Here is a 20,818-nt window from a genome sequence, read left to right on the forward strand (position 1 = left end):
TTTTTGTTGATTTTCACGATTTTTTCTTGAATTTTTAATACATTCACCGCATATTTACTTGCATGATTTATGAATCAGATTACATTTTCATTTTAAGAGGATTTACTCAATGATGCGGATTGGTTTGTTCTTGCTAACCAACCTCGCGGTACTGGTTGTAGCTGGCATTATTTTGTCACTCTTCGGTGTCGGTAGTTACCATGGCGCGGGTGGCTTAAATCTAGGCAACCTGTTGGTCATCTGTTTTGTCTTCGGTATGGTCGGTTCTTTAATTTCCCTGTTCATGTCTAAATGGATGGCGAAAAAAACCACCGGTACAGAGCTGATTGACCCGAATGCCCCACGTAACCAGGCTGAAGCGTGGTTATTAAATGAAGTTGCACAATTGTCGCAACGTGCTGGCATTAAAATGCCAGAAGTGGGTATCTTCCCTTCTTATCAGTCGAATGCCTTTGCAACCGGCTGGAACAAGAATGATGCTTTGGTGGCGGTTTCAACCGGTCTGCTGGAGCGTATGAACAAAGATGAATTACGTGCCGTACTGGCGCACGAAATTGGTCACGTGGCCAATGGTGACATGGTTACACTGGCACTGATTCAAGGTGTTGTGAACGCATTTGTTATGTTCTTTGCTCGTATTGCAGGTGACTTTATTGACCGTAATGTCTTTGGTCGTGAAGATGGCGAAGCCCCAGGCTTGGCTTACTTTGCAATTACCATTGTATTAGATATTGTCTTTGGTATTTTGGCGTCTTCAATTGTGATGTGGTTCTCGCGTCAACGTGAATACCGTGCAGATGAAGCAGGTGCACGTTTGGCAGGTAAACAAGCTATGATTTCTGCGTTATTACGTTTACAAGCAGAGTCTGAAATGCCAGATGCTATGCCAAAAGAAATGAAAGCTTTTGCAATTTCTGCAGGTAAAGAACAAGGTTTTAGTTTGGCTGCATTGTTCCAAACTCACCCGAGCATTGAACAACGTGTTGCGGCATTAAAACAATTAAACTTGCCTTAAGACTGTTCAACACATTGTGCTTTCACAACAAAAAAGCTTCCTTCGGGAAGCTTTTTTTATAACTGCATACAAGCCAAAAGCCAAACTTTACTTATTTTATACTGCAAAAGTTTGTGACCACTGCCACAACCAGTTTGCGCCCAACCACATAGCCCAAACGAGCAAGATTAAAAACAGTACTCCCAATAAATCGGGTAAATGAATCCAAAGCCATGCCACAACAGGATTACGCCAAAATGCCGACTGTTGCTGTTTACGTTCTAATTGCTCATGTAAAAAAGGATGCGTGACATGGTGTTCACTCTGAATTTGATATTCTTCACGTATATGGCTATGCACCACATCTAAAGCTTTACGACTCGGACGAATAAATACATCAAAGACTGTTCCGACAATTGGCACAAAACCGACCACTGCATCTACCACAGCCAGTTTAATGACTGGCGTAAGTTTACTTTGCGGCACACCAATTTGTTTGGCTTTATAAATGGCATAGCAGGTCAAGGCAAAACCAGCAACATCTCCTGCCACGGGCAGTGTACCCAGAGCAGCATCAGCCCCGACACCCTGCTTGGTAAATGGAATCCGTACCACTGAATCCATCATATTGGCGAATTTGGCTAAATCGCGCTCCAAACGTACGACTTCTTGCCGTGTTAATTTTTTTTCTTTTTCAACCGCAACCATGCTTTAGCCTTATTCAAACATTTCTGTTATAGCCCTGAGAATAAAGTATAAATTGAAAATATGTATATGTATTTATTGTCTATACTTTTATAGCAATAGCTGTGAAGCGATAAATAAATAAACCAGAACACCTGTCGCATCACAAATAGAGGTCACCAATGGCGCAGAGGCGCTTGCAGGATCAAATCCAAAACGATTTAGCATAAAAGGCAAACTCATTCCAATTAAACAGCCCAAAAGCACAATACCCATCATACTCAGAGCAAGCACTAAAGCGACCATTTCATCACCGCGGTAATATCCCAAAAGTGAAACTGCAAGTGCCATGGTTCCGCCCAGACACAGGGCAACCAAACTTTCACGTCCCAGCAAGTAAAACCAGTCCCTAAAATGTATATCGCCCGTTGCCAATGCACGCACCATCAGCGTTGCAGATTGAGAGCCGGCATTTCCACCACTGCCAACCAATAAGGGCAAAAAGAAAACCAATACAATATTTGCGGCAATAATGTCTTCAAAATGTGCAATGCCAATCCCGGATAACAAACTGCCAAAAACAAGAAATACCAGCCAATACACCCGTTTTTGATAGAGTTGCAATATTGGGGCAGATTTAAGACTCAATTTAGATGATGCATCGACAGCACCAGATTTTAAAAAATCTTCTGTTGCCTCTTCTCTGGCCACATCCATTGCATCATCATGTGTCACAATACCCACCATCACACCGGCATGATCTATAATGGGTAATGCCAGTAAGTCATAACGAGCAATGGTTTTGGCTACTTCATTCTGATCGCTGTCAAAATATGCAAAAATAATATCGGTCGCCATTAAATCACTAATATTGCTTTGTTCTTCGGCAAGTATTAATTGTTTGAGCGATAAAACACCCAGCAGCTTTCTTGCTTCATCAAGTACATAGGCCAAATAAATGGTTTCCGAATCGGGTGCCTCATAACGCAACATTTTAATGGCATCTTTTACCGACATATTCGGTTTTAAGGTGGCATATTCGGAGCTCATGATGGCCCCTGCCGTACCTTCTACATAAGAAGAGAGCTGCCGAATATCTTCACGCTCGGCCTGTGCCAATGCAGGCAATAAAGTATTTTGCTGCTCGTGATCTAAACATTTAAATAAATCGACACGCTTGTCTGAAGGCATTTCGCCCATAATTTCAGCCAAGTCTGTTCGCGTTAAACCGTGTGCAAATTTTACTTGTTCTTCGGGTTTGAGATATGAAAATACATAGGCGCGTGCAGGAAGATGCAGTAGCAGCTTTTGACTATTCTCTAAAGGTAATTGTGCCAAAATATCAGCCAAATCTGCGGCTTTAAACGTTTTAACAGAGTCTAATGCCAATGCAATATCTTGCTTGCTTAATGCATCATTTAAAAGATATAAAAAGTTGTTGTAGCTCATGCTCGCCCCCTATTATCCAACCTATGTAATAGGGCCGCAACGGCTCTTATTTTATTTGCCGAATGAACCCACATAATAATGTTGGTAAATATAAATGTTTGAAATTTGGTGTATCTGACAACTGTGCCTGTCCATTTAGGGATTTAATCCTCATCAAACCGCTTATACGGCGCAGCAATACTACGAAAAACTGTTACATTTCTCAACCTTTACAACGAAACCTAAACAATTTAATCACTTATGTTTCTTTTAACGGACTTGGGCTTAAATAGAGTACGTATCAATACATACATAAACGGAATAAAAATTAAGACTAGAATTGTGCCAAACACTACCCCACCCAACACACTCACGCCAATTTCCTGACGGCTTGCAGCACCTGCACCAAAAGCGAAGACTAACGGTAAAATACCTGCGCCAAATGCCAATGAAGTCATTAAAATTGGTCTAAGCCGTAAACTCGCACCTTCTAAAGCAGCTTGCACCACTTGTTTTCCCTGCTGCTGCGCCACAGAGGCAAATTCCACAATTAATATTGCATTTTTACAAGACAAACCAATGGTGGTCAGTAAGGCAATTTGAAAATAAATGTCGTTAGGAAAGCCGGCAAAATAACTAAATAGAATATTGCCACCTATACCCAATGGAATTGCAGTCATTACTGCGGTTGGAATGCTCCAGCTTTCATACAAGGCAGCCAAACACAGAAAAATAAAACCAATTGAAACCAAATATAAAATTAAGGCTTGAGCGCTGGACTGATTTTCTTCATAAGACAATCCACTCCAGGCCAGATCGACACCGTCCTGCTGGTCAACCAGCTGCTGAATATCCTGCATGGCCTGACCAGAGCTGGCACCGGCTGCGGTATCGGCTTCCATTTCCAGTGCGGTATAGCCCATAAACCGGTTCACCACTTCTGGTCCGCCGCCCCAGCTCAGGGTAGAGAAATTACCAAACGGCACCATCTGCCCGTTGGCATTACGGACCGACCAGGCCTGCAAATCTTCCGGGGTGGCACGGAACTCGGCATCACCCTGCATAATCACCCGTTTAATCCGGCCACGATCAATAAAGTCATTGATATAACTGCCGCCCCATGCCGCCGACAAGGTGCTGTTAATCGCGCCTTGGCTCAGGCCATTGGCCATGGCCTGTTTCTGATGAATATTGACATTCAGCTCGGCTTTTTCCGGATTGGATTTTTTATCCAGATTGGCAAAGCTGGAATAACGGTCGGCCTGACTGCGCAGGCTCTGGAATTGCTGCTCCAGATAATCACGGCCCTGCCCATTTAAATCTCGCAGCCAAAACTGCAGGCCATCGGTCTGGCCTAAACCGCGCACCGAGGCCGGCATCCCAATCATAATCTGCGCATCTGGATGACGCTGGAAATGCTGCATGGCCCGCTCACGAATTGCCTGCGCAGCATTGTCACTGCCCGAACGATCATCCCAGTGTTTCAGCGCAATAAAGCCCTGCCCCAAGTTCTGGCCAGTGCCGGAGAAGTTACGGCCATAGCGAATCATCACCAGATCAACATTGGCCTGTTCCTGTTCAATAAAATAGGCACGAATCGTTTCACCAACTTCACGGCTTTTTGACAGGGGCGCGCCTTCTTGCAACTTAAATTGCACCGTGAGCATGCCCTGATCTTCACTTGGAATAAAGCTGGTCGGCAAGGCTCGATAGAACAAGGCAAATACCCCGATTAAAGCCACAAAAATCACCAGACAGATGGTGCGATGTTGCAGGGTCCAGCTTGAAGAACGCAGATAATGCTGTTTCAGATTTTCCAGTTTCTGATTAAACCAGGCGGCCCATCGGGCGGTTTTCTGCTTTGGCTTTAAAATTAAGGCACATAAGGCCGGGGTTAAAATCAGTGCCACCAGCAAAGATAAGGACATCGCGGCCACCAGGGTGATGGAAAACTGACGGTAGATGACCCCGGTCGAGCCACCAAAAAATGCCATCGGAATAAACACCGCGGTCAGCACCAAGGTAATCCCGACCAGTGCCCCGCTAATTTCCTGCATCGACTGGATTGCCGCCTGTTTGGCTGAAAGCTGCTGCTCATGCATCAAACGCTCAACATTTTCTACGACCACAATCGCATCATCGACCAGCAGGCCAATCGCCAGTACCAGCGCAAACAGGGTTAAGGTATTGATGGTCATGCCCAGCACATACAGCACTGTCAGGGTACATAAAATCACCACCGGTACGGTGATGGTCGGAATTAAGGTAGCGCGCCAGTTCTGTAAAAACAGGAACATCACGATCACCACCAGAATAATCGCTTCAATGAGGGTTTTTACCACCTCTTTCATCGACTCCTTCACAAACGGCGTATTATCGCGTGGATAGACTATCTTGTAGCCTTCAGGCAACTGTTTGGAGAGATGATCAATTTCCTGCTGGATTAAAGCCGAGGTCGCCAGTGCATTGGCGCCAGAGGCCAGGGAGATGCCCAGCGCAGCTGAAGGATAGCCGTTAATCGTATTAAAGGACTGATAATTTTCTGCCCCCAGCTCGACCCGCGCCACATCTTTTAAATAAACAAAACTGCCGTCCTGGGCCGACTTTAAAATTACATTTTCAAATTCTTCGACAGTTTTTAAACGTGAACCGGAGGTGACTTTGGCATTTAAATACTGATCGGTTGCGGTGGGTAAATCGCCAATACTGCCGGCTGCCACCTGGGTATTCTGGGCTTCAACAGCGGCCCGAATATCGCTTGGCATCAAGGCATACTGTTTCAGTTTTAAAGGATTCAACCAGATTCGCATGGCATATTGCGAACCGAAGACATCCACCTCACCCACGCCTTCAATACGCGCCAGATCCTGTTCCAGATGGGTCATCATATAATCGGACAGTTCAATATTGGAACTGTGACCAGCGCTGTCATACAACCCGATGACCATATGGGTATCACCCAGAGATTTGAACACATTCACGCCTTGGCGCTGTACATCTTCAGGCAAACGGTTAATGGCGCTGTTAATCGCATTTTGCACCTGCACCTGTGCGGTATCTGGGTCTGTGCCATTTTCAAAACTGATACTGATACGGCTGCGCCCCGAAGAATCACTGCTCGAGCTAAAATACAGCAGATGATCCAGCCCTCGAATCTGCTGCTCCAGCACCTGGGTCACGCTCTCCTCCACTGTTTCTGCCGAAGCTCCAGTATAAGTGGCACTCACGGTAATGCGGGGCGGGGCAATATCCGGATAACGCTCGACCGGTAAACCTAAAGTGGAAAAAATACCAAACGCCATGACAATAATGGCCAGGACTCCAGCAAAAATAGGACGTTCAATAAAAAATTTTGACAGCATAAAACAGGATCACTTTTCGGTGGCAGCGTTGTTATTTAAGTCTTGCTAGAGCATCAAATTTATCAGCAAAATCAGAAAGCTTAAAAGGGTTTCTCAAATTACCACAGCTAAATAGATCTTCTATGACGACCTATCAAAAAATGCAGTTTTGTCACAAAAATATGCTTGTTTCTCCATCATTCCTCACATATTTGGCTTATACCCTCCCAATTTTGGGATAGCACCTAAACTCATCTAATTTCTATACTGCAGACATGACAATTTGAATAACAAGGAATTCGTGATGAAAAAAACTATATTATGCTTAACTTTAGCAGGCTTACTCAGTGCATGTGGCGGTTCAGACAATGATTCTGGTAGCAATCAGAATCCACCACCATCAAATCAAACCACTGAGAATTACGGTACTTTTTTAAATAGTTCTGTCGATAATGTAAGCTATGAAACCAGTTCTGGTATAAGTGGCACACTTACAGAAGAGAATAAAACTTTTAAATACCAATCTGGAGATAAAGTTCAATTCAGTATTAGTGGTGTACAAATTGGTGGACTAGTTACAGCTCAGGATAATATTTCTCCTGCAGATTTATTCACAGATGAAACTGCCCAAAAGAATCTACTCAGCTTTATTGATGCTTTAGATTCAGACCCTGATACTGATGGAGTGCAAATTAGTGATGAAATACTTGAGAAGTTAAAAAACATTCCTAGCATTACTTTCGATCAACCCTTTGAGAATTTCTCTACTCAAATTTCAGAAACTAACCTCTTAAATGATCAAGTCTTAGTAAGCCCTGATGAAATCGTTATTAAACAACAACAAGTTTTTTATAAAGATATCGCAGGCACATGGCAATTGCATGAAAATAATAGTGTAGCAGTGATACACATATTAACGAATGGTAATTATATACTCGGACAAGCTTCTCCAAAAGATGCTGAAAGTCAAGCAGGGATTGAATTAGGCTCGCTTCTATGGAACCCTTTAAACAACAGCTTTGAGCCAACTATTACTCACGATACAAATGGTACAGCAGGTCTGTCTCATGCTAGTGATGGTAAACCCTACACTCTAAGCTCGGATGGCACTTATTTAATTCTGCATGAACCTGGTGCAAATAGTACATATAAGCTGACACGTGTAAAACAATCATCAGGTTTAGTCGGCACTTGGAAGTTCTCAGAAACTCAAATCTTTGCTTTCTTTGACAATAACTACTACTTCTTCCTAGATGGAGAAGGTGGTGACGATTGCGGTTGGGCTGGAATTGAATATGGTAAGTTATCCATTACAGCAAATACGCTTACACCAACAGAAGTCTTATATGACACCAACGAATGTAGTGGATTACAAGACTCTTGGGATGGCAGTAAAGTTAATGCAACTTATAGCATCTCAGGAACAAGCCTGACCTTGCATCCGCAAGGCGAAGACCCTGTTACACTACAACGTAGTAACTAAAAACTCTTAGAAGCTGTCTAAGCTAGACTTAGGCAGCTTTAACCAATATGCTCAAAATGAATGGTACAGCCCATTAATAAATGCATCAATTCAATCTGCGATGTACACCCGGTTTTTTCATAAATATTCTTAAAATAGGTACGCACCGAGCTTAACGTCAGCTTGCAATGCTCTGCAATCTCTTCAAGTTTATAACCATTAATCAGCACCTCACATAACTCAACTTCCCGATTCGACAAGTGATACTGCTGCTTTAAATAATCTTTGGCTAAATAATATTTCTGCCCGGTTTCAGTCACAAAAACCGCGACATAGGCCTGTTCTGGTAGTCCTTCAGTATTTTTTAGCTGGCTTAAATTAAAAGGAATCACCGTTAGCATTAAGGTACTCTGATCAGCTGCTGTCAGCTCAATCACCCCGCCTGGTTCTTTATTCCATTGACTTAAGTCCGAACCAGCCCCCTCAATGAGCTGATCGAGTTTGGCCTGAAAACCGCGTCCTACCTTTAAACGATTATAACGGTCCAGCTCAATCAGACTGGAGCGATTGAGTGTTTCCTGAGCTTTACTGTTGGCATAAATTAAACAGGACTGCTGATCGAGTAGCAGCACGCCTGTTTTTAAGTGATCTAGAATATGACCTAAAGCCAGTTTCTGCTGCTTGGCCTGACAAAGCTGCCGATGAATTTGTAGTGCCCGGCGTAAATGCTTACCGATCCGCTTAAGAAATTCATGCTCTTCCGGACTATAAGGCTGAGCATCGGGCGCCCGGTGAATACCCAAGACCGCCCAACGATGTTGCCCCTGATCAAGTAAAACAGCTGCGATATGACAAATCCCGGTTGGTTCCAGACAGCGCTCATAAAAGATATATTCATCTGTGCCTGGCATCTGGCCATAGGACTGCAAGTTTTGTTCAATAGTATCCCCCACCCCGATTTGCTGCCATAACGGCGCATGCAGTTTCATATCAATGACTTTAATCCGTTCGTCCTGATAGGCATCAATACAGGCTTGCGGAATATTATAAGTATGCACAAAGTCATAACTTGGACTCAATTGGTCCAAAGCGGTAAAAATCGCGGTTTTACTGTTGGTGTAGTGCACAATGGCTTCAATTACTTGCGGCCATAAACGCGTATCCATCGCGGCATCATAAATTAACCCAATGATCTGGTGTTCTTGTTCTTTCATCTCACCCCCAGCTTAATCATTAAGCCCTACCAATTTAATACAAAAGCTCATCATACATTTAATTATTTTTGAACCATTTATCTATTTCTTACTTTTTTATGCATTAAGTTTAGTTTTACTGCATTGTGTTTTTTATTGACCTGCATATAAAAAAATCCCCGCAATTGCGGGGATTTTTATGATCGAATGACCAGCAGATGTATTACATCATGCCGCCCATACCACCCATGCCGCCCATGTCAGGCATTGCTGGTTTTTCTTCCGGGATTTCAGTGATCATGCACTCAGTTGTGAGCATTAAGCCCGCAACAGATGCAGCATGCTCAAGTGCAGAACGGGTTACTTTCGCTGGGTCAAGAATACCCATTTCAAGCATGTCGCCGTATTCACCAGTTGCAGCGTTATAACCGAAGTTACCTTCACCATTTTTCACAGCGTTGATCACAACAGATGGTTCATCACCTGCGTTTGCCACGATTTGACGAAGCGGCGCTTCGATTGCACGGCGCAGGATGTTGATTCCTACGTTTTGGTCATCGTTGGCACCTGTTACACCGTCAAGTGCTTTGGCAGCACGTACCAGTGCAACACCACCACCAGCAACCACACCTTCTTCAACTGCAGCGCGAGTTGCATGAAGCGCGTCGTCTACGCGGTCTTTTTTCTCTTTCATTTCAACTTCAGTTGCAGCACCGATCTTGATCACTGCTACACCGCCTGCCAATTTAGCAACGCGTTCTTGAAGTTTTTCTTTATCGTATTCAGAAGTCGATTCTTCGATTTGCGCACGGATTTGTTGAACACGCTCAGCGATTTGGCCTGCGTTACCCGCACCATCCACAATCACGGTGTTTTCTTTAGATACAGTTACTTTGTGTGCAGTACCTAAGTGTTCAAGCGTTGTTTGGTCTAACTGCATACCGATTTCTTCAGAAATCACAGTACCACCAGTCAAGATCGCGATGTCTTGCAGCATTGCTTTACGACGGTCACCGAAGCCAGGTGCTTTCACCGCACATACTTTGATGATGCCGCGCATGTTGTTCACAACAAGCGTTGCAAGCGCTTCACCTTCAACATCTTCAGCGATAATTAATAGTGGCTTACCGGTTTTTGCAACTGCTTCAAGAACCGTAATCAGTTCACGGATGTTGCTGACTTTCTTGTCTACCAGCAGGATGAACGGGTTTTCAAGTTCAGCAGTGAGCGTGTCTTGTTTGTTGGCGAAGTATGGCGAGATATAACCACGGTCAAACTGCATACCTTCTACAACGTCAAGCGCATCTTCGAAGCCTGAACCTTCTTCAACAGTAATGACGCCTTCTTTGCCCACTTTTTCCATTGCTTGCGCAATTAAAGCACCTACAGTGGTGTCAGAGTTTGCAGAGATCGAACCCACTTGCTCAATTGCTTTCGAATCAGATGCAGGTTGTGCAGTTGATTTGATTTCAGCAACTAGAGTTTTCACCGCGATGTCGATACCACGTTTCAAGTCCATTGGGTTCATACCCGCAGTCACTGACTTGATGCCTTCGTTCAGGATAGCTTGCGCCAATACAGTTGCAGTTGTGGTACCGTCACCTGCAATGTCATTGGTTTTAGAAGACACTTCACGAACCAGTTGTGCACCCATGTTCTCGAACTTGTCTTTTAACGTGATTTCTTTCGCAACAGAAACACCATCTTTAGTGATGTGCGGTGCGCCGAAAGAACGGTCGATCACCACGTTACGGCCTTTAGGACCTAACGTTACTTTCACTGCATCTGCAAGAATGTTGACACCCGCAATCATTTTGCTACGAGCTGAATCACCAAATTTTACGTCTTTAGCTGACATGATTTACTCCAATTTTAAATCTTAACTAAATCTGATAACCATTGAGTTAGTGAGAAATTAGCCTTCTAAAACAGCTAAAATGTCAGACTCTTTCATAATAAGCAGTTCTTCACCGTCTACTTTTACAGTGGTGCCGGCATAGGTACCAAACAATACTTTATCGCCAACTTTCACATCTAATGCACGTACGCCATTGTCTGTGATTTGACCATTACCAACTGCAATGATTTCACCCTGAGCAGGTTTTTCAGCAGCAGAACCTGGCAATAAAATGCCGCCAGCAGTTTTTGTTTCTTCTTCGACACGACGAATTACTACACGGTCATGTAATGGACGAATGTTGCTCATAAATAACTCCATCAGACTAAGTCTTCGTTAGATAACTGATGACGACTTATTTATTCCTTTGGTCATCATCAAAATGAATTTTAGATGTCACTTTTGTGGGGATGGAAAAAAACGCTTCAAGGGGAAAAATGAAAAAAAATCTGTTTTTTGTCTTTTTTTTCGCCAGCCATCAGACCACTGTCGCTTTATTCCCCATATTTTTAATACGGTTCAAATTTTTGTGTGCGTTCATTAAAAAAATAGGCCTGAATTTCACCGCTGTCATGAATCACATTAAAGCTGTTATTAAAACGATGATGCAGACGATAAGACAGCGCCGTGCCGGCATGAATATCCAGCACAGGATGACTGGCCTGCAAATGATAAATCTGGTTTAAATCATAGACTGCGGACTGATGCAGATGACCATGCAACAGCCCGAACAGGCCATGCTGACTCCAGCTTTCCAGCGCCATTTTGCCAAGCATTGGACAGTCTTTTACCCCATGCGGATCATCCGGCGGGGTATAAAACGGTTGATGCGCAGCAATCAGCTTGATTTTATGCGCCGGCGCCGCGGCCAGAATCTGATCGACCAGCTGGATTTGCGCCAGCGAAATATGCCCGCGGGTATGGTAACGCCGCCGGATACTGTTTAAACCAATCAGAAAAAAATGCTCGGTTTCCAGCACAGTTTCCATCTTGCCAAAAAACAGCTGATAACGCGCAAATGGATTAACAAAACGGGTCCATAAATCGAATAGCGGAATATCATGATTGCCCGGCACCACCAGATACGGCCGCTCCAGGCTGTCGAGAAACTGCTTACAGTCATAAAACTGTTTAAAACGCGCACGCTGGGTTAAATCACCACTGACCACTATCGCTTCAGGCTGATGCTCCAGGCAAAATTGCCGGATGGCTGCCATGCAGGCCGGCTTTTCGGTGCCAAAATGCAAATCAGACAGATGCAGAATCATAAGGCACCATCATATTTAAGGCATTTTTTTCCACTGTGACTATTAGCGGTGGTCGCATCCGGACAATTTCACCATCAATGGCCACCTGCATGGTTTTTAGTTGTGCATGAATCACCACCTGATCTGCAGCAAAAGTATATACATCGGGCGCTTGTTCAATTTCCCCTTTCACCAGCTGCCATAAAATTTTAAACAAGGTCAACTTATCGCTTTTCGCCACCACAATGCCGGCCACCTTGCCCTGTGCCACCGCTGCAGCAATACGCAAATTCATCTCCGACAATTGCAGCTGGTTATTGCCAAAAAATACCAACGGAGTTTTCACCGGAAACAGCTTGCCATCGACTTCAACTTTTAATTTCAGTTCCTTGCGATGACGAATCATTACATCCAGACCGGAGGTATAGGCATGTAAAGGAAAGCGACCCAAATAGCGGTTATACAGCTCCCGTTTCTGGATAAATAAAGGATATAGCCCCAGGCTGGCATTGTTTAAATAGATGTGTTCATTGATCCGCGCGATATGCGCCTTGCGTGGCCGGCCGGTTGCAATCACATGCGCTGCCTGAATAATATCCACCGGAATATCAAATACGCGGGCCACATAGTTAAAGGTACCTAAAGGTAAAATGCCCATGGGAATATCGGTATGAATTAGTTTGGCCGCCACAGCATTCAAGGTGCCATCGCCCCCTGCGGCCACCACCACGCCATAATTGTCCGGGTCCTGATGACGTAAAAATACCTGCGCCATTAATTCATCAAAACTGGCATACTGTTCAATATCAAAGGACTGGATTTCAAAACCGTATTGGGAAAAAATCTGGATCAGCTCTTCATACACCTCGGTTTTATGGGTCGCATGAAAGCCTGATTTTTTGTTATACACAATAGACAATGGCTTGAATTGTTCAGACATTTTGTCCACATTTTTAAAGCATTTGTTCTAATTTCAGCCAATTAAGTGGAAATTTAAAGCACCTTTATGTAAAAATCGAATTACCACCATTTATTTAATCAATAATGATTCTCAGAAAAAATTTAGATATAAATTATTGTTTTAAAAAGAAATAAATAAATTAAATAATATACATAAATATAAAAAATAAATAAGATACCCCCTTATTTAAACATTATCTTTTTGTTTTTTATAAACTTATCATTTAGATTGCATTAACTACCAAAATAATTCCTTTAGTCCTTTAGTCTTATTTTTTTCGTCATTTTGTGCTTTAATACAGCCACTTTTTTTTCATATTTCATCTGAGCGGTTCATTTCATCTCTCAGATTGTACTTTGTACAACAGTTTGTACACATTTTAGATAGGCCTCACCATGACCCAAGTGAACGCACCAGAATTCGTTCGTCACCCTAAGCTTATTGCTTGGGTGGAAGAGATTGCTAAATTAACAAAACCAGCAAAAATTGAATGGTGTGACGGTAGCGCAGAAGAATATCAACGTTATATCGACTTGATGATCGCTAACGGCACAATGCAAGCGCTTAACCAAGAAACTCACCCTGGTTCTTATCTTGCAAACTCTGATCCTTCTGACGTAGCTCGTGTTGAAGACCGTACTTACATCTGCTCTGAAAACCAGGAAGATGCCGGTGCGACCAACAACTGGGAAGCGCCTGCAGTAATGCGCGAAAAATTGAACGGTTTATTTGACGGTTCAATGGCAGGTCGTACGCTGTATGTGGTTCCATTCTCAATGGGTCCACTCGGTTCACACATTGCACACATCGGGATCGAGTTAACTGACTCTCCTTATGTTGCAGTCAGCATGTCTAAAATGGCTCGTATGGGTAAAGCTGTTTATGACGTATTAGGTACAGATGGCGAATTCGTTCCATGTGTACACACTGTAGGCGCTCCGCTTGCCGAAGGTGAAAAAGATGTTGCATGGCCTTGCAACAAAGAAAAATACATCGTGCACTATCCAGAAACACGTGAAATCTGGTCTTACGGTTCAGGTTACGGCGGTAACGCATTGTTAGGTAAAAAATGCCTGGCGTTACGTATTGCATCGTTCATGGGTCGTCAACAAGGCTGGTTAGCTGAACACATGCTAATTCTTGGCGTGACCAATCCTCAAGGCGAAAAACACTACATCGCAGCGGCATTCCCATCTGCATGTGGTAAAACCAACTTCGCGATGCTGATTCCACCAGCTGGTTATGAAGGCTGGAAGATTGAAACTGTAGGTGACGATATTGCCTGGATCAAACCAGGTGAAGATGGTCGTCTATACGCAATCAACCCTGAAGCTGGTTTCTTCGGTGTAGCACCTGGTACAAACACCAAAACTAACCCGAACTGTATGGCGACGCTGCACAAAGACGTGATCTATACCAACGTTGCTGTGACTGACAATGGCGAAGTATGGTGGGAAGGTCTTTCTAAAGAAGCACCTGCCAACCTGACCAACTGGAAAGGTCAACCACATACTGGTGAAGAAAAAGCAGCGCATCCAAACGCGCGTTTCACCGTATCTGCAGGTCAATGTCCTTCAATTGATGCTGACTGGGAAAATCCAGCAGGTGTTCCAATCTCTGCATTCATCTTTGGTGGTCGCCGTGCAGACACAGTGCCTCTAATTTCAGAAGCATTTGACTGGGTTGATGGCGTGTATAAAGCGGCAACCATGGGTTCTGAAACCACTGCTGCTGCGGTTGGTCAACAAGGTATCGTTCGTCGTGACCCATTCGCAATGCTGCCATTCGCAGGTTACAACATGGCGGACTACTTCTCTCACTGGTTAGAAATGGGTGAGAAAGTGGGTGCGAAAGCTGAAGCTGCAGGTAACAAACTGCCTGGTATCTACAACGTGAACTGGTTCCGTCGTGATGCTGAAGGCAACTTCGTATGGCCTGGTTTCGGTCAAAACATGCGTGTACTTGAGTGGATCATTGACCGTTGTGAAGGTCGTGCAGATGCTGTAGACACTCCAATTGGCCGCGTTCCAACTTACGAACAGCTGAACTGGACTGGTTTAGATTTCTCTAAAGAGCAATTTGAAACTGTGACTGCACAAGACAAAGATCAATGGATCAAAGAACTGGAAAGCCACACTGAGTTATTCAATAAACTGGGTGATCGTTTACCAGAAGCATTGAAAAAACGTCAAGCTGAGCTTTTAGAAGCGGTTAAATCTGCTTAATTGCTGATTAACATGAAAGAGGTCGCGAAAGCGGCCTTTTTTATTGCCTGCCTATACACGCTACATTTTACCGGCAATAAATTTCAACACATCATTGAGGAAAGCAGTCGTCCCCAGGTCAGGCTTTTATGGCATACTTGAAAGTATAAATTAGAGATCATGAGCCATAATAGCGATGAACAATACTTATAAACTTTTAGGACTTGCCTGTACGGTTACCCTGCTCACTGCCTGCCAGAGTGGGCCACGCGAATTTAATGGCAATGTCGGTTATCAGATCGAAAGCCGCACTGACAGCACAGCCACCTTGGCTTACACCCTTGCAACACGCAACAATCAGCAATTAGATGAACAGCGCCTACAACGTGCCTGCCAGAAAGTGCTGGCCAGCAATAAAGTCTTTAAATTAAATATTCTCAGCGTCAATGAAATTGCCAACCCGGCGGCCGGTAATAATCTTACTGCTCCAGGACGTCAAATTGGCGATACCCGTGCCACCTTCAGCCTGTCGAATACCCCTAGCCTGCACAGCAGTGAAAATCCGGCCACACGTGATGCCCTCACTGCCCGCCCAAGCACTTTAACTGTGGTGCGCTATACCTGCTCTTAAGCTTCTGCAAGCCAATAAAAAAGACGCTGTTTACAGCGTCTTATAAAAACTGACATTACGAAATTCGGGCGACTCATCTAAATCGGGCCAAGTGGTGGCACTACGCTCATCCAGCTTTTCATATTTGGGATGGCTAAAGTTTTTCACCCGGCTGTCCGCCACCCACACTTCTGGGGCAAATTTTAAAAACTCATCCAGGAAAAAACGGTTGCATTGATCGTATAGCACATCCGCTGCGAGTAGTACATCAACCTGCTCGGCTTTGTAGAGATCATCAAGATATTCCAGTTCGACATCATTGAGTTCGGCATTGACTCGACAGGCATCCAGACTGACCTGATCAATATCACAGCAGATCACCCGCTTGGCACCTGCCATTTTGGCAGCAATCGCCACCACACCTGAACCTGCGCCAAAATCCAGCACCACTTTATTTTTCACATGATGTGGTTCAGCCAGCAACCACTGCGCCATGGCCAATCCTGAGGCCCAGCAGAAAATCCAGTACGGCGTATCATTCCAGATCCGGCGGATGACTTCATCATCGAGTTTATCGGTGGGAAATACTGGTGGAATCAGCCACAACGAGATGGGTGTATCCGGCAATTGCTGTGCCTGCAGTTCACAATGTGGAATCACATCATGCAAAGCGTTTAATAGATGTTCAGGGGCTTTAGGAAATTGAAAGGTGCAGCTCATTGGGTTTCTTTTAATTGGTATTTATATCTTTAAAGAATCTCCCTAACCCCTCTTTAAAAAAGAGGGGAACTTTCATCTAAAAAAGAATAGATATCAAAGTTCCCTCCTGAGCTAAATTTAAAGCACTGCTTTTAAATCTAGCGCAAGTGGAGGGTTAGGGAGGATTTGATTAACCCAGCGCTTTCTCAGCCGCTTCAACCGTTTGACGAATCAGGGTTGTAATCGTCATCGGACCAACACCACCTGGCACTGGTGTGTAAGCAGAAGCGATGTCTTCGATACCAACGAGTTGGATATCACCAACACCGCCGCCTTCACGTGGGTGGAAGCCCGCATCAACAACCACTGCACCCGGTTTAATCCAGTCTTTCTGAATCAATTCAGCTTTACCAACTGCGCCCACAATAATATCTGCCTGCTTCACGAATTCAGCCAGATTTTGTGTGCGTGAGTGGCAGGTAGTTACGGTTGCATTGGCTTCTAGCAGCATCGCCGACATTGGTTTACCCAGAATAGCCGAACGACCAACCACCACCGCATGTTTACCCGCGATTTCGATGTTGTTTTCTTTCAGAATGGTCATAATGCCCGCTGGCGTTGCCGAACCATAGGCCGCTTCACCCATCGCCATACGACCATAACCCAAGCAGGTTACACCATCGACATCTTTTTCAAGTGAAATGGCATCGAAGCAGGCACGCTCATCAATTTGTGCCGGTACCGGATGCTGTAACAGGATACCGTGTACATCAGGATTGGCATTGAGCTTTTCAATTTCAGCCAATAACTGCTCAGTGGTGGTTTCCTGTGGAAGCTCGATTTTTAAAGAGTCCATACCGACACGGCGGCAGGCATTCCCTTTCATACGTACATAAGTTGCAGATGCACCGTCGTCACCTACCAAAATAGTCGCCAGAATTGGGGTACGACCTGTTTTCGCCTTTAATGCTTCTACGCGTGTTAACAAGTCAGCTTCAATTTGCTTTGCTAATGCACGACCATCCAAAACTAATGCCACGGCACATCTCCAAATGTTGATAGGAATCAATTTTGCAAATAATACATGATAATTTAGGCAATTTTCTTTCATATGCCGAATTTATGTGCATATGCGCGATTTATAGTATTGTTTTTTTTCCAGAGCTTGCTAATATGTGCATCACCAAGACGTGGCGGGGTGGCAGAGTGGTCATGCAGCGGACTGCAACTCCGTGGACGCCGGTTCGATTCCGACCTCCGCCTCCAATCTTGGTAAAAATGCCCGAGTGGTGAAATCGGTAGACACAGGGGATTTAAAATCCCCCGCCCTCAAAGCGTGCCAGTTCGAGTCTGGCCTCGGGCACCATTTTAACAGATCTTAAAATGGTGCAGTAAAGAATCCAGCGTCAAGCTGGTTTTTTTATGCCTGCAATTTAGCTTCTGCGTTGATCCTGCCCATGCCCCCACAACAGCCCCTGCTTTTTCTACAACAGCTACAACAACACCATCCGGCTGCATTTAAACGCAATTTTCTGCTGTATGGCGCAATAAAAATCAAAGGCATGCTGGATGAGTGGAAAGAAATCCTCCCCTGGGTGCTGGCCCTGCTGATTTTTATTCCGCTGTCGATGGTCTTTGCAGATGCGATTCAGCAGCACTTGCCACAGTTTGATGCCGCACAAAGCAAAAGTATGGCAATTTTAGCGCTCATGTTGCTGTTGATGCTCACGACACCCTATGTGATTTACCAACTCAAACACAGTGCAGCGGCCTTATATCGCATGCTCCGCCATACCCCAATCAAACTGGCGATCGTGATTTTAGTGCAGGCGCTGAATGTCTATTACTGGCAAAGCGTATTCTTGCAAGGCGTACTGTTCTTTTTTGCCCTGAGTTTTGGCTTTGTACGTTTTTATAAAGAAAACCTGTTTCGTCATGAGGCTACACCAGAACAGCAATACTGTTTGCAGCAGATTCGCCGTGCAGCGTACTGGTCACATCGTCAGCTTCGTAATACCCACCTAAAAATGTACTTTTATCCCAAAAGTTCGGCACGCTATGCAGACCTGGCACTACAGCGGATGAAATACGCCAATCTGCATCAGCAAATCATGAAGTTTGAACACAAGTTTGCGCAGCAGATTAAATTTATTGATCTGGACAGTTATCTCAACGAAATCAGCCAATAAAAAAACCGGGACAATCCCGGTTTTTTATAGAAACAGGGTTTAAGCACTGGCCGGCAGGTCTTTAATTTCCACCAGAGCCGGCGTGTATTGCAGACGATGATAACGCGCATCATCCAGTTGATAATCTGCTGCTTTGACCGTGTTCACGAATTTCCACTCGGCCAGCATCTCATCTGCCGTAAAGCTGACGGTCAGATAACCTCGCTGATTCAGGTTGCAATAACTCAGCTCATCAATCAGGGTATTAAAGGCAAATTCAAATTCGTATAGCTTGGCCGCCGGAATCTGCAGATATTTCTCCATCCCCGGAGAGGACACCGAACTGGTGGCCAGCTCCACCCCGACAAAGTTCTGCTGGGCATCATACAGCTGTGCAGACCAGGCATTATGAGTATCGCCCGCCAGCACCACCACTTTTTTACCCAGTTGACCCAATACGCTATACAGTGCTTCACGCTCATAAGCATAGCCATCCCAGGCATCCAGATTATACGGCACCACGGTCAAAATACGGGCCTTTTCCTGTGCGGTTAAAGTGGGATCGCCCTGTAAATAACGGCTTTTCAATGTGACCAGTTCTACCAGCATCCGCTCGACATTGGCCAAGGTCTCTACGGTTGCCTGACCACTGGTGATTTGCCCGAGCACCTGCAAGATTTCCGCCGGAATCAGCATTTTCGCCATCAGCACCTGTTGCCCCAGCACATTCCAGGTGGCTTGAGATTGAGTCAGCTGCTGCGCCAACCAGGTAAACTGAGTACGGCCAAGCAAGGTACGGTTACTGTCGGTTAAATCTGCGCTAAATCGGGCGGCATCCAGACCGGTCGCGGTTAAATAATTGGCATAATCCAGCTGCTTGTGACGCGCCAATACCCGCGTATCCAGCATATTTAACTGCACCAGCTGACCGAAATTAAACTGGCGATAAATATTCAGATGGTCATTTTCAGAGACCGGACGAATTGGCATCCACTCAAAATAGGCCTGCAATGCAGCCAACTTGCGTGCAAAGAAATCACCTTCGTTGTCCTGATGATTCTCCGCCCCTTCCATCCAAGTGTCATTGGTTAGCTCGTGGTCATCCCAGATTACAATAAACGGATGACGCTGGTGCACTGCCTGCAAATCGGCATCTCCACGATATAAGGCATAACGCTTGCGATAATCATCTAAACGGATAATTTCCTGATTGTTATCTGCGGCCAAGGTACGTCCCAGTTTTTCCGCATCTTCAGTGGCATAACCATCGGCGCCATATTCATAAATATAATCACCCAGATGGATGACCACATCCAGATTTTCCTTGGCCATTTCCTTATAGACATGGAAATAACCGGCCGGATAGTTGGAGCAGGAACAGACCGCAAACTTTACAGCAGCAGTATCAAGCGGCAAGGTTTTGGTTTGGCCTACCGGTGAGCTTTGCGCGCCATAGCGGAAACGGTAGAAATAGGTCTGATTGGCTTGCAAACCGTCTGCATCAACTTTGACGGTAAAGTCCTGCGCCTGTGTGGTCAGCACTTTGCCCGTATTTACAATGTGCTGAAACGCCTGATCGGTCGCGATTTCCCATTGTACTTCCAGACGCATGGCCGTATCTTCGGGGCTAAGACGGGTCCATAGAATCACCCGGTCTGCCAATGGGTCACCACTGGCCACACCATGTAAAAATTGTATTTGTGACGCATCAGGAGATGAATGCTCTGGATCATCATCGCCACAGGCAGTTAAGCTGAGTGGCAAAGACAGTGCCCCAAAACCTGCAATGGTTTTTTGAATCAGTTCGCGACGGTTCATGTGCGTTGTCATACGGTTTTCCTGTTGTTTTTATTTGCACTACCTTAGAAAACCGAGGTTTAGCTTTGATCTCATTTTGATGAAAAAATGATGACAGTCGACATCCAGCCTG

The 20,818-nt window shown here is 44.8% G+C and carries 16 protein-coding genes and 2 tRNA genes; 7 read left to right on the plus strand and 11 right to left on the minus strand.

All coding sequences use genetic code 11. The features are described 5' to 3' along the window. The first annotated feature begins 109 nt into the window (after window positions 1–109). On the plus strand, window positions 110–1,015 hold the full coding sequence (gene htpX / locus FTU86_RS04330; protein ID WP_180048270.1) for a protease HtpX: 906 nt from the start codon (window positions 110–112) through the stop codon (window positions 1,013–1,015). 96 nt (window positions 1,016–1,111) lie between these two features. Here the strand turns inward: htpX and FTU86_RS04335 are convergent, their stop codons facing one another. The 3 genes from FTU86_RS04335 to FTU86_RS04345 all read right to left on the minus strand — a co-directional run bounded on the left by FTU86_RS04335 (window position 1,112) and on the right by FTU86_RS04345 (window position 6,468). Further along, window positions 1,112–1,702, minus strand: a complete 591-nt coding sequence (locus FTU86_RS04335) for a DUF4112 domain-containing protein (RefSeq protein WP_180048269.1) — start codon at window positions 1,700–1,702, stop codon at window positions 1,112–1,114. Window positions 1,703–1,789: 87 nt separating this feature from the next. Beyond that, the gene (mgtE, locus tag FTU86_RS04340; RefSeq protein ID WP_180048268.1) at window positions 1,790–3,127 is read right to left on the minus strand and encodes a magnesium transporter; all 1,338 of its coding nucleotides are present in this window, start codon (window positions 3,125–3,127) and stop codon (window positions 1,790–1,792) included. A 230-nt stretch (window positions 3,128–3,357) separates the two neighbouring features. Then, window positions 3,358–6,468, minus strand: coding sequence for a multidrug efflux RND transporter permease subunit (locus FTU86_RS04345; protein ID WP_180048267.1), 3,111 nt, complete (start codon window positions 6,466–6,468; stop codon window positions 3,358–3,360). Between the two features lie 283 nt (window positions 6,469–6,751). On the opposite strand from FTU86_RS04345, the gene FTU86_RS04350 reads away from it, so the two are divergent. Further along, window positions 6,752–7,930 carry a hypothetical protein gene (locus FTU86_RS04350; RefSeq protein ID WP_180048266.1) on the plus strand — a complete coding sequence of 393 codons (1,179 nt, stop codon included), beginning with the start codon at window positions 6,752–6,754 and terminating at the stop codon, window positions 7,928–7,930. A gap of 38 nt (window positions 7,931–7,968) precedes the next feature. Here FTU86_RS04350 and FTU86_RS04355 read toward each other — a convergent pair whose 3' ends face one another. From FTU86_RS04355 to FTU86_RS04375, 5 genes are all read right to left on the minus strand, one after another. Beyond that, window positions 7,969–9,123, minus strand: a complete 1,155-nt coding sequence (locus FTU86_RS04355; RefSeq protein WP_075167176.1) for a LuxR C-terminal-related transcriptional regulator — start codon at window positions 9,121–9,123, stop codon at window positions 7,969–7,971. A 202-nt stretch (window positions 9,124–9,325) separates the two neighbouring features. Next, window positions 9,326–10,960 carry a chaperonin GroEL gene (gene groL, locus FTU86_RS04360; RefSeq protein WP_127798938.1) on the minus strand — a complete coding sequence of 545 codons (1,635 nt, stop codon included), beginning with the start codon at window positions 10,958–10,960 and terminating at the stop codon, window positions 9,326–9,328. A gap of 57 nt (window positions 10,961–11,017) precedes the next feature. Continuing rightward, complete coding sequence (gene groES / locus FTU86_RS04365; protein WP_004810787.1) at window positions 11,018–11,308, minus strand: co-chaperone GroES; 291 nt, start codon at window positions 11,306–11,308, stop codon at window positions 11,018–11,020. 200 nt (window positions 11,309–11,508) lie between these two features. After that, complete coding sequence (locus tag FTU86_RS04370; protein WP_160241518.1) at window positions 11,509–12,267, minus strand: metallophosphoesterase; 759 nt, start codon at window positions 12,265–12,267, stop codon at window positions 11,509–11,511. After that, window positions 12,248–13,186 carry a diacylglycerol kinase family protein gene (locus FTU86_RS04375; protein ID WP_005176341.1) on the minus strand — a complete coding sequence of 313 codons (939 nt, stop codon included), beginning with the start codon at window positions 13,184–13,186 and terminating at the stop codon, window positions 12,248–12,250. Before FTU86_RS04375 ends, FTU86_RS04370 begins: the two co-directional genes overlap by 20 nt. Before the next feature lie 416 nt (window positions 13,187–13,602). Between FTU86_RS04375 and FTU86_RS04380 the strand changes: the two genes are divergently transcribed. Beyond that, window positions 13,603–15,432: a phosphoenolpyruvate carboxykinase (GTP) gene (locus FTU86_RS04380; protein ID WP_104470892.1), complete on the plus strand. Its 1,830-nt coding sequence runs from the start codon at window positions 13,603–13,605 to the stop codon at window positions 15,430–15,432. A 175-nt stretch (window positions 15,433–15,607) separates the two neighbouring features. Next, a complete protein-coding gene (locus FTU86_RS04385) occupies window positions 15,608–16,042 on the plus strand; it encodes a hypothetical protein (protein ID WP_160241520.1) in 435 nt (144 codons plus the stop codon). A 30-nt stretch (window positions 16,043–16,072) separates the two neighbouring features. On the opposite strand, the gene FTU86_RS04390 is transcribed toward FTU86_RS04385, so the two are convergent. Further along, the gene (locus FTU86_RS04390; protein ID WP_180048265.1) at window positions 16,073–16,741 is read right to left on the minus strand and encodes a methyltransferase; all 669 of its coding nucleotides are present in this window, start codon (window positions 16,739–16,741) and stop codon (window positions 16,073–16,075) included. Window positions 16,742–16,910: 169 nt separating this feature from the next. Continuing rightward, window positions 16,911–17,759 carry a bifunctional methylenetetrahydrofolate dehydrogenase/methenyltetrahydrofolate cyclohydrolase FolD gene (folD, locus tag FTU86_RS04395; RefSeq protein WP_005176331.1) on the minus strand — a complete coding sequence of 283 codons (849 nt, stop codon included), beginning with the start codon at window positions 17,757–17,759 and terminating at the stop codon, window positions 16,911–16,913. Between the two features lie 153 nt (window positions 17,760–17,912). Here folD and FTU86_RS04400 point away from each other — a divergent pair. The 3 genes from FTU86_RS04400 to FTU86_RS04410 all read left to right on the plus strand — a co-directional run bounded on the left by FTU86_RS04400 (window position 17,913) and on the right by FTU86_RS04410 (window position 18,909). Beyond that, window positions 17,913–17,986, plus strand: a tRNA-Cys gene (locus FTU86_RS04400). 14 nt (window positions 17,987–18,000) lie between these two features. Further along, a tRNA-Leu gene (locus FTU86_RS04405) sits at window positions 18,001–18,086 on the plus strand. Between the two features lie 91 nt (window positions 18,087–18,177). Continuing rightward, entirely contained in the window at window positions 18,178–18,909 is a 732-nt protein-coding gene (locus FTU86_RS04410) for a hypothetical protein (protein ID WP_180048264.1), read from the plus strand. A 39-nt stretch (window positions 18,910–18,948) separates the two neighbouring features. On the opposite strand, the gene FTU86_RS04415 is transcribed toward FTU86_RS04410, so the two are convergent. After that, window positions 18,949–20,718 (minus strand): alkaline phosphatase, encoded by a 1,770-nt coding sequence (locus FTU86_RS04415; protein ID WP_180048263.1) that lies wholly within the window; start codon window positions 20,716–20,718, stop codon window positions 18,949–18,951. Window positions 20,719–20,818 lie beyond the last annotated feature (100 nt).

Source organism: Acinetobacter sp. YH12155, from assembly GCF_013418255.1.
GTDB classification, from domain to species: domain Bacteria; phylum Pseudomonadota; class Gammaproteobacteria; order Pseudomonadales; family Moraxellaceae; genus Acinetobacter; species Acinetobacter indicus.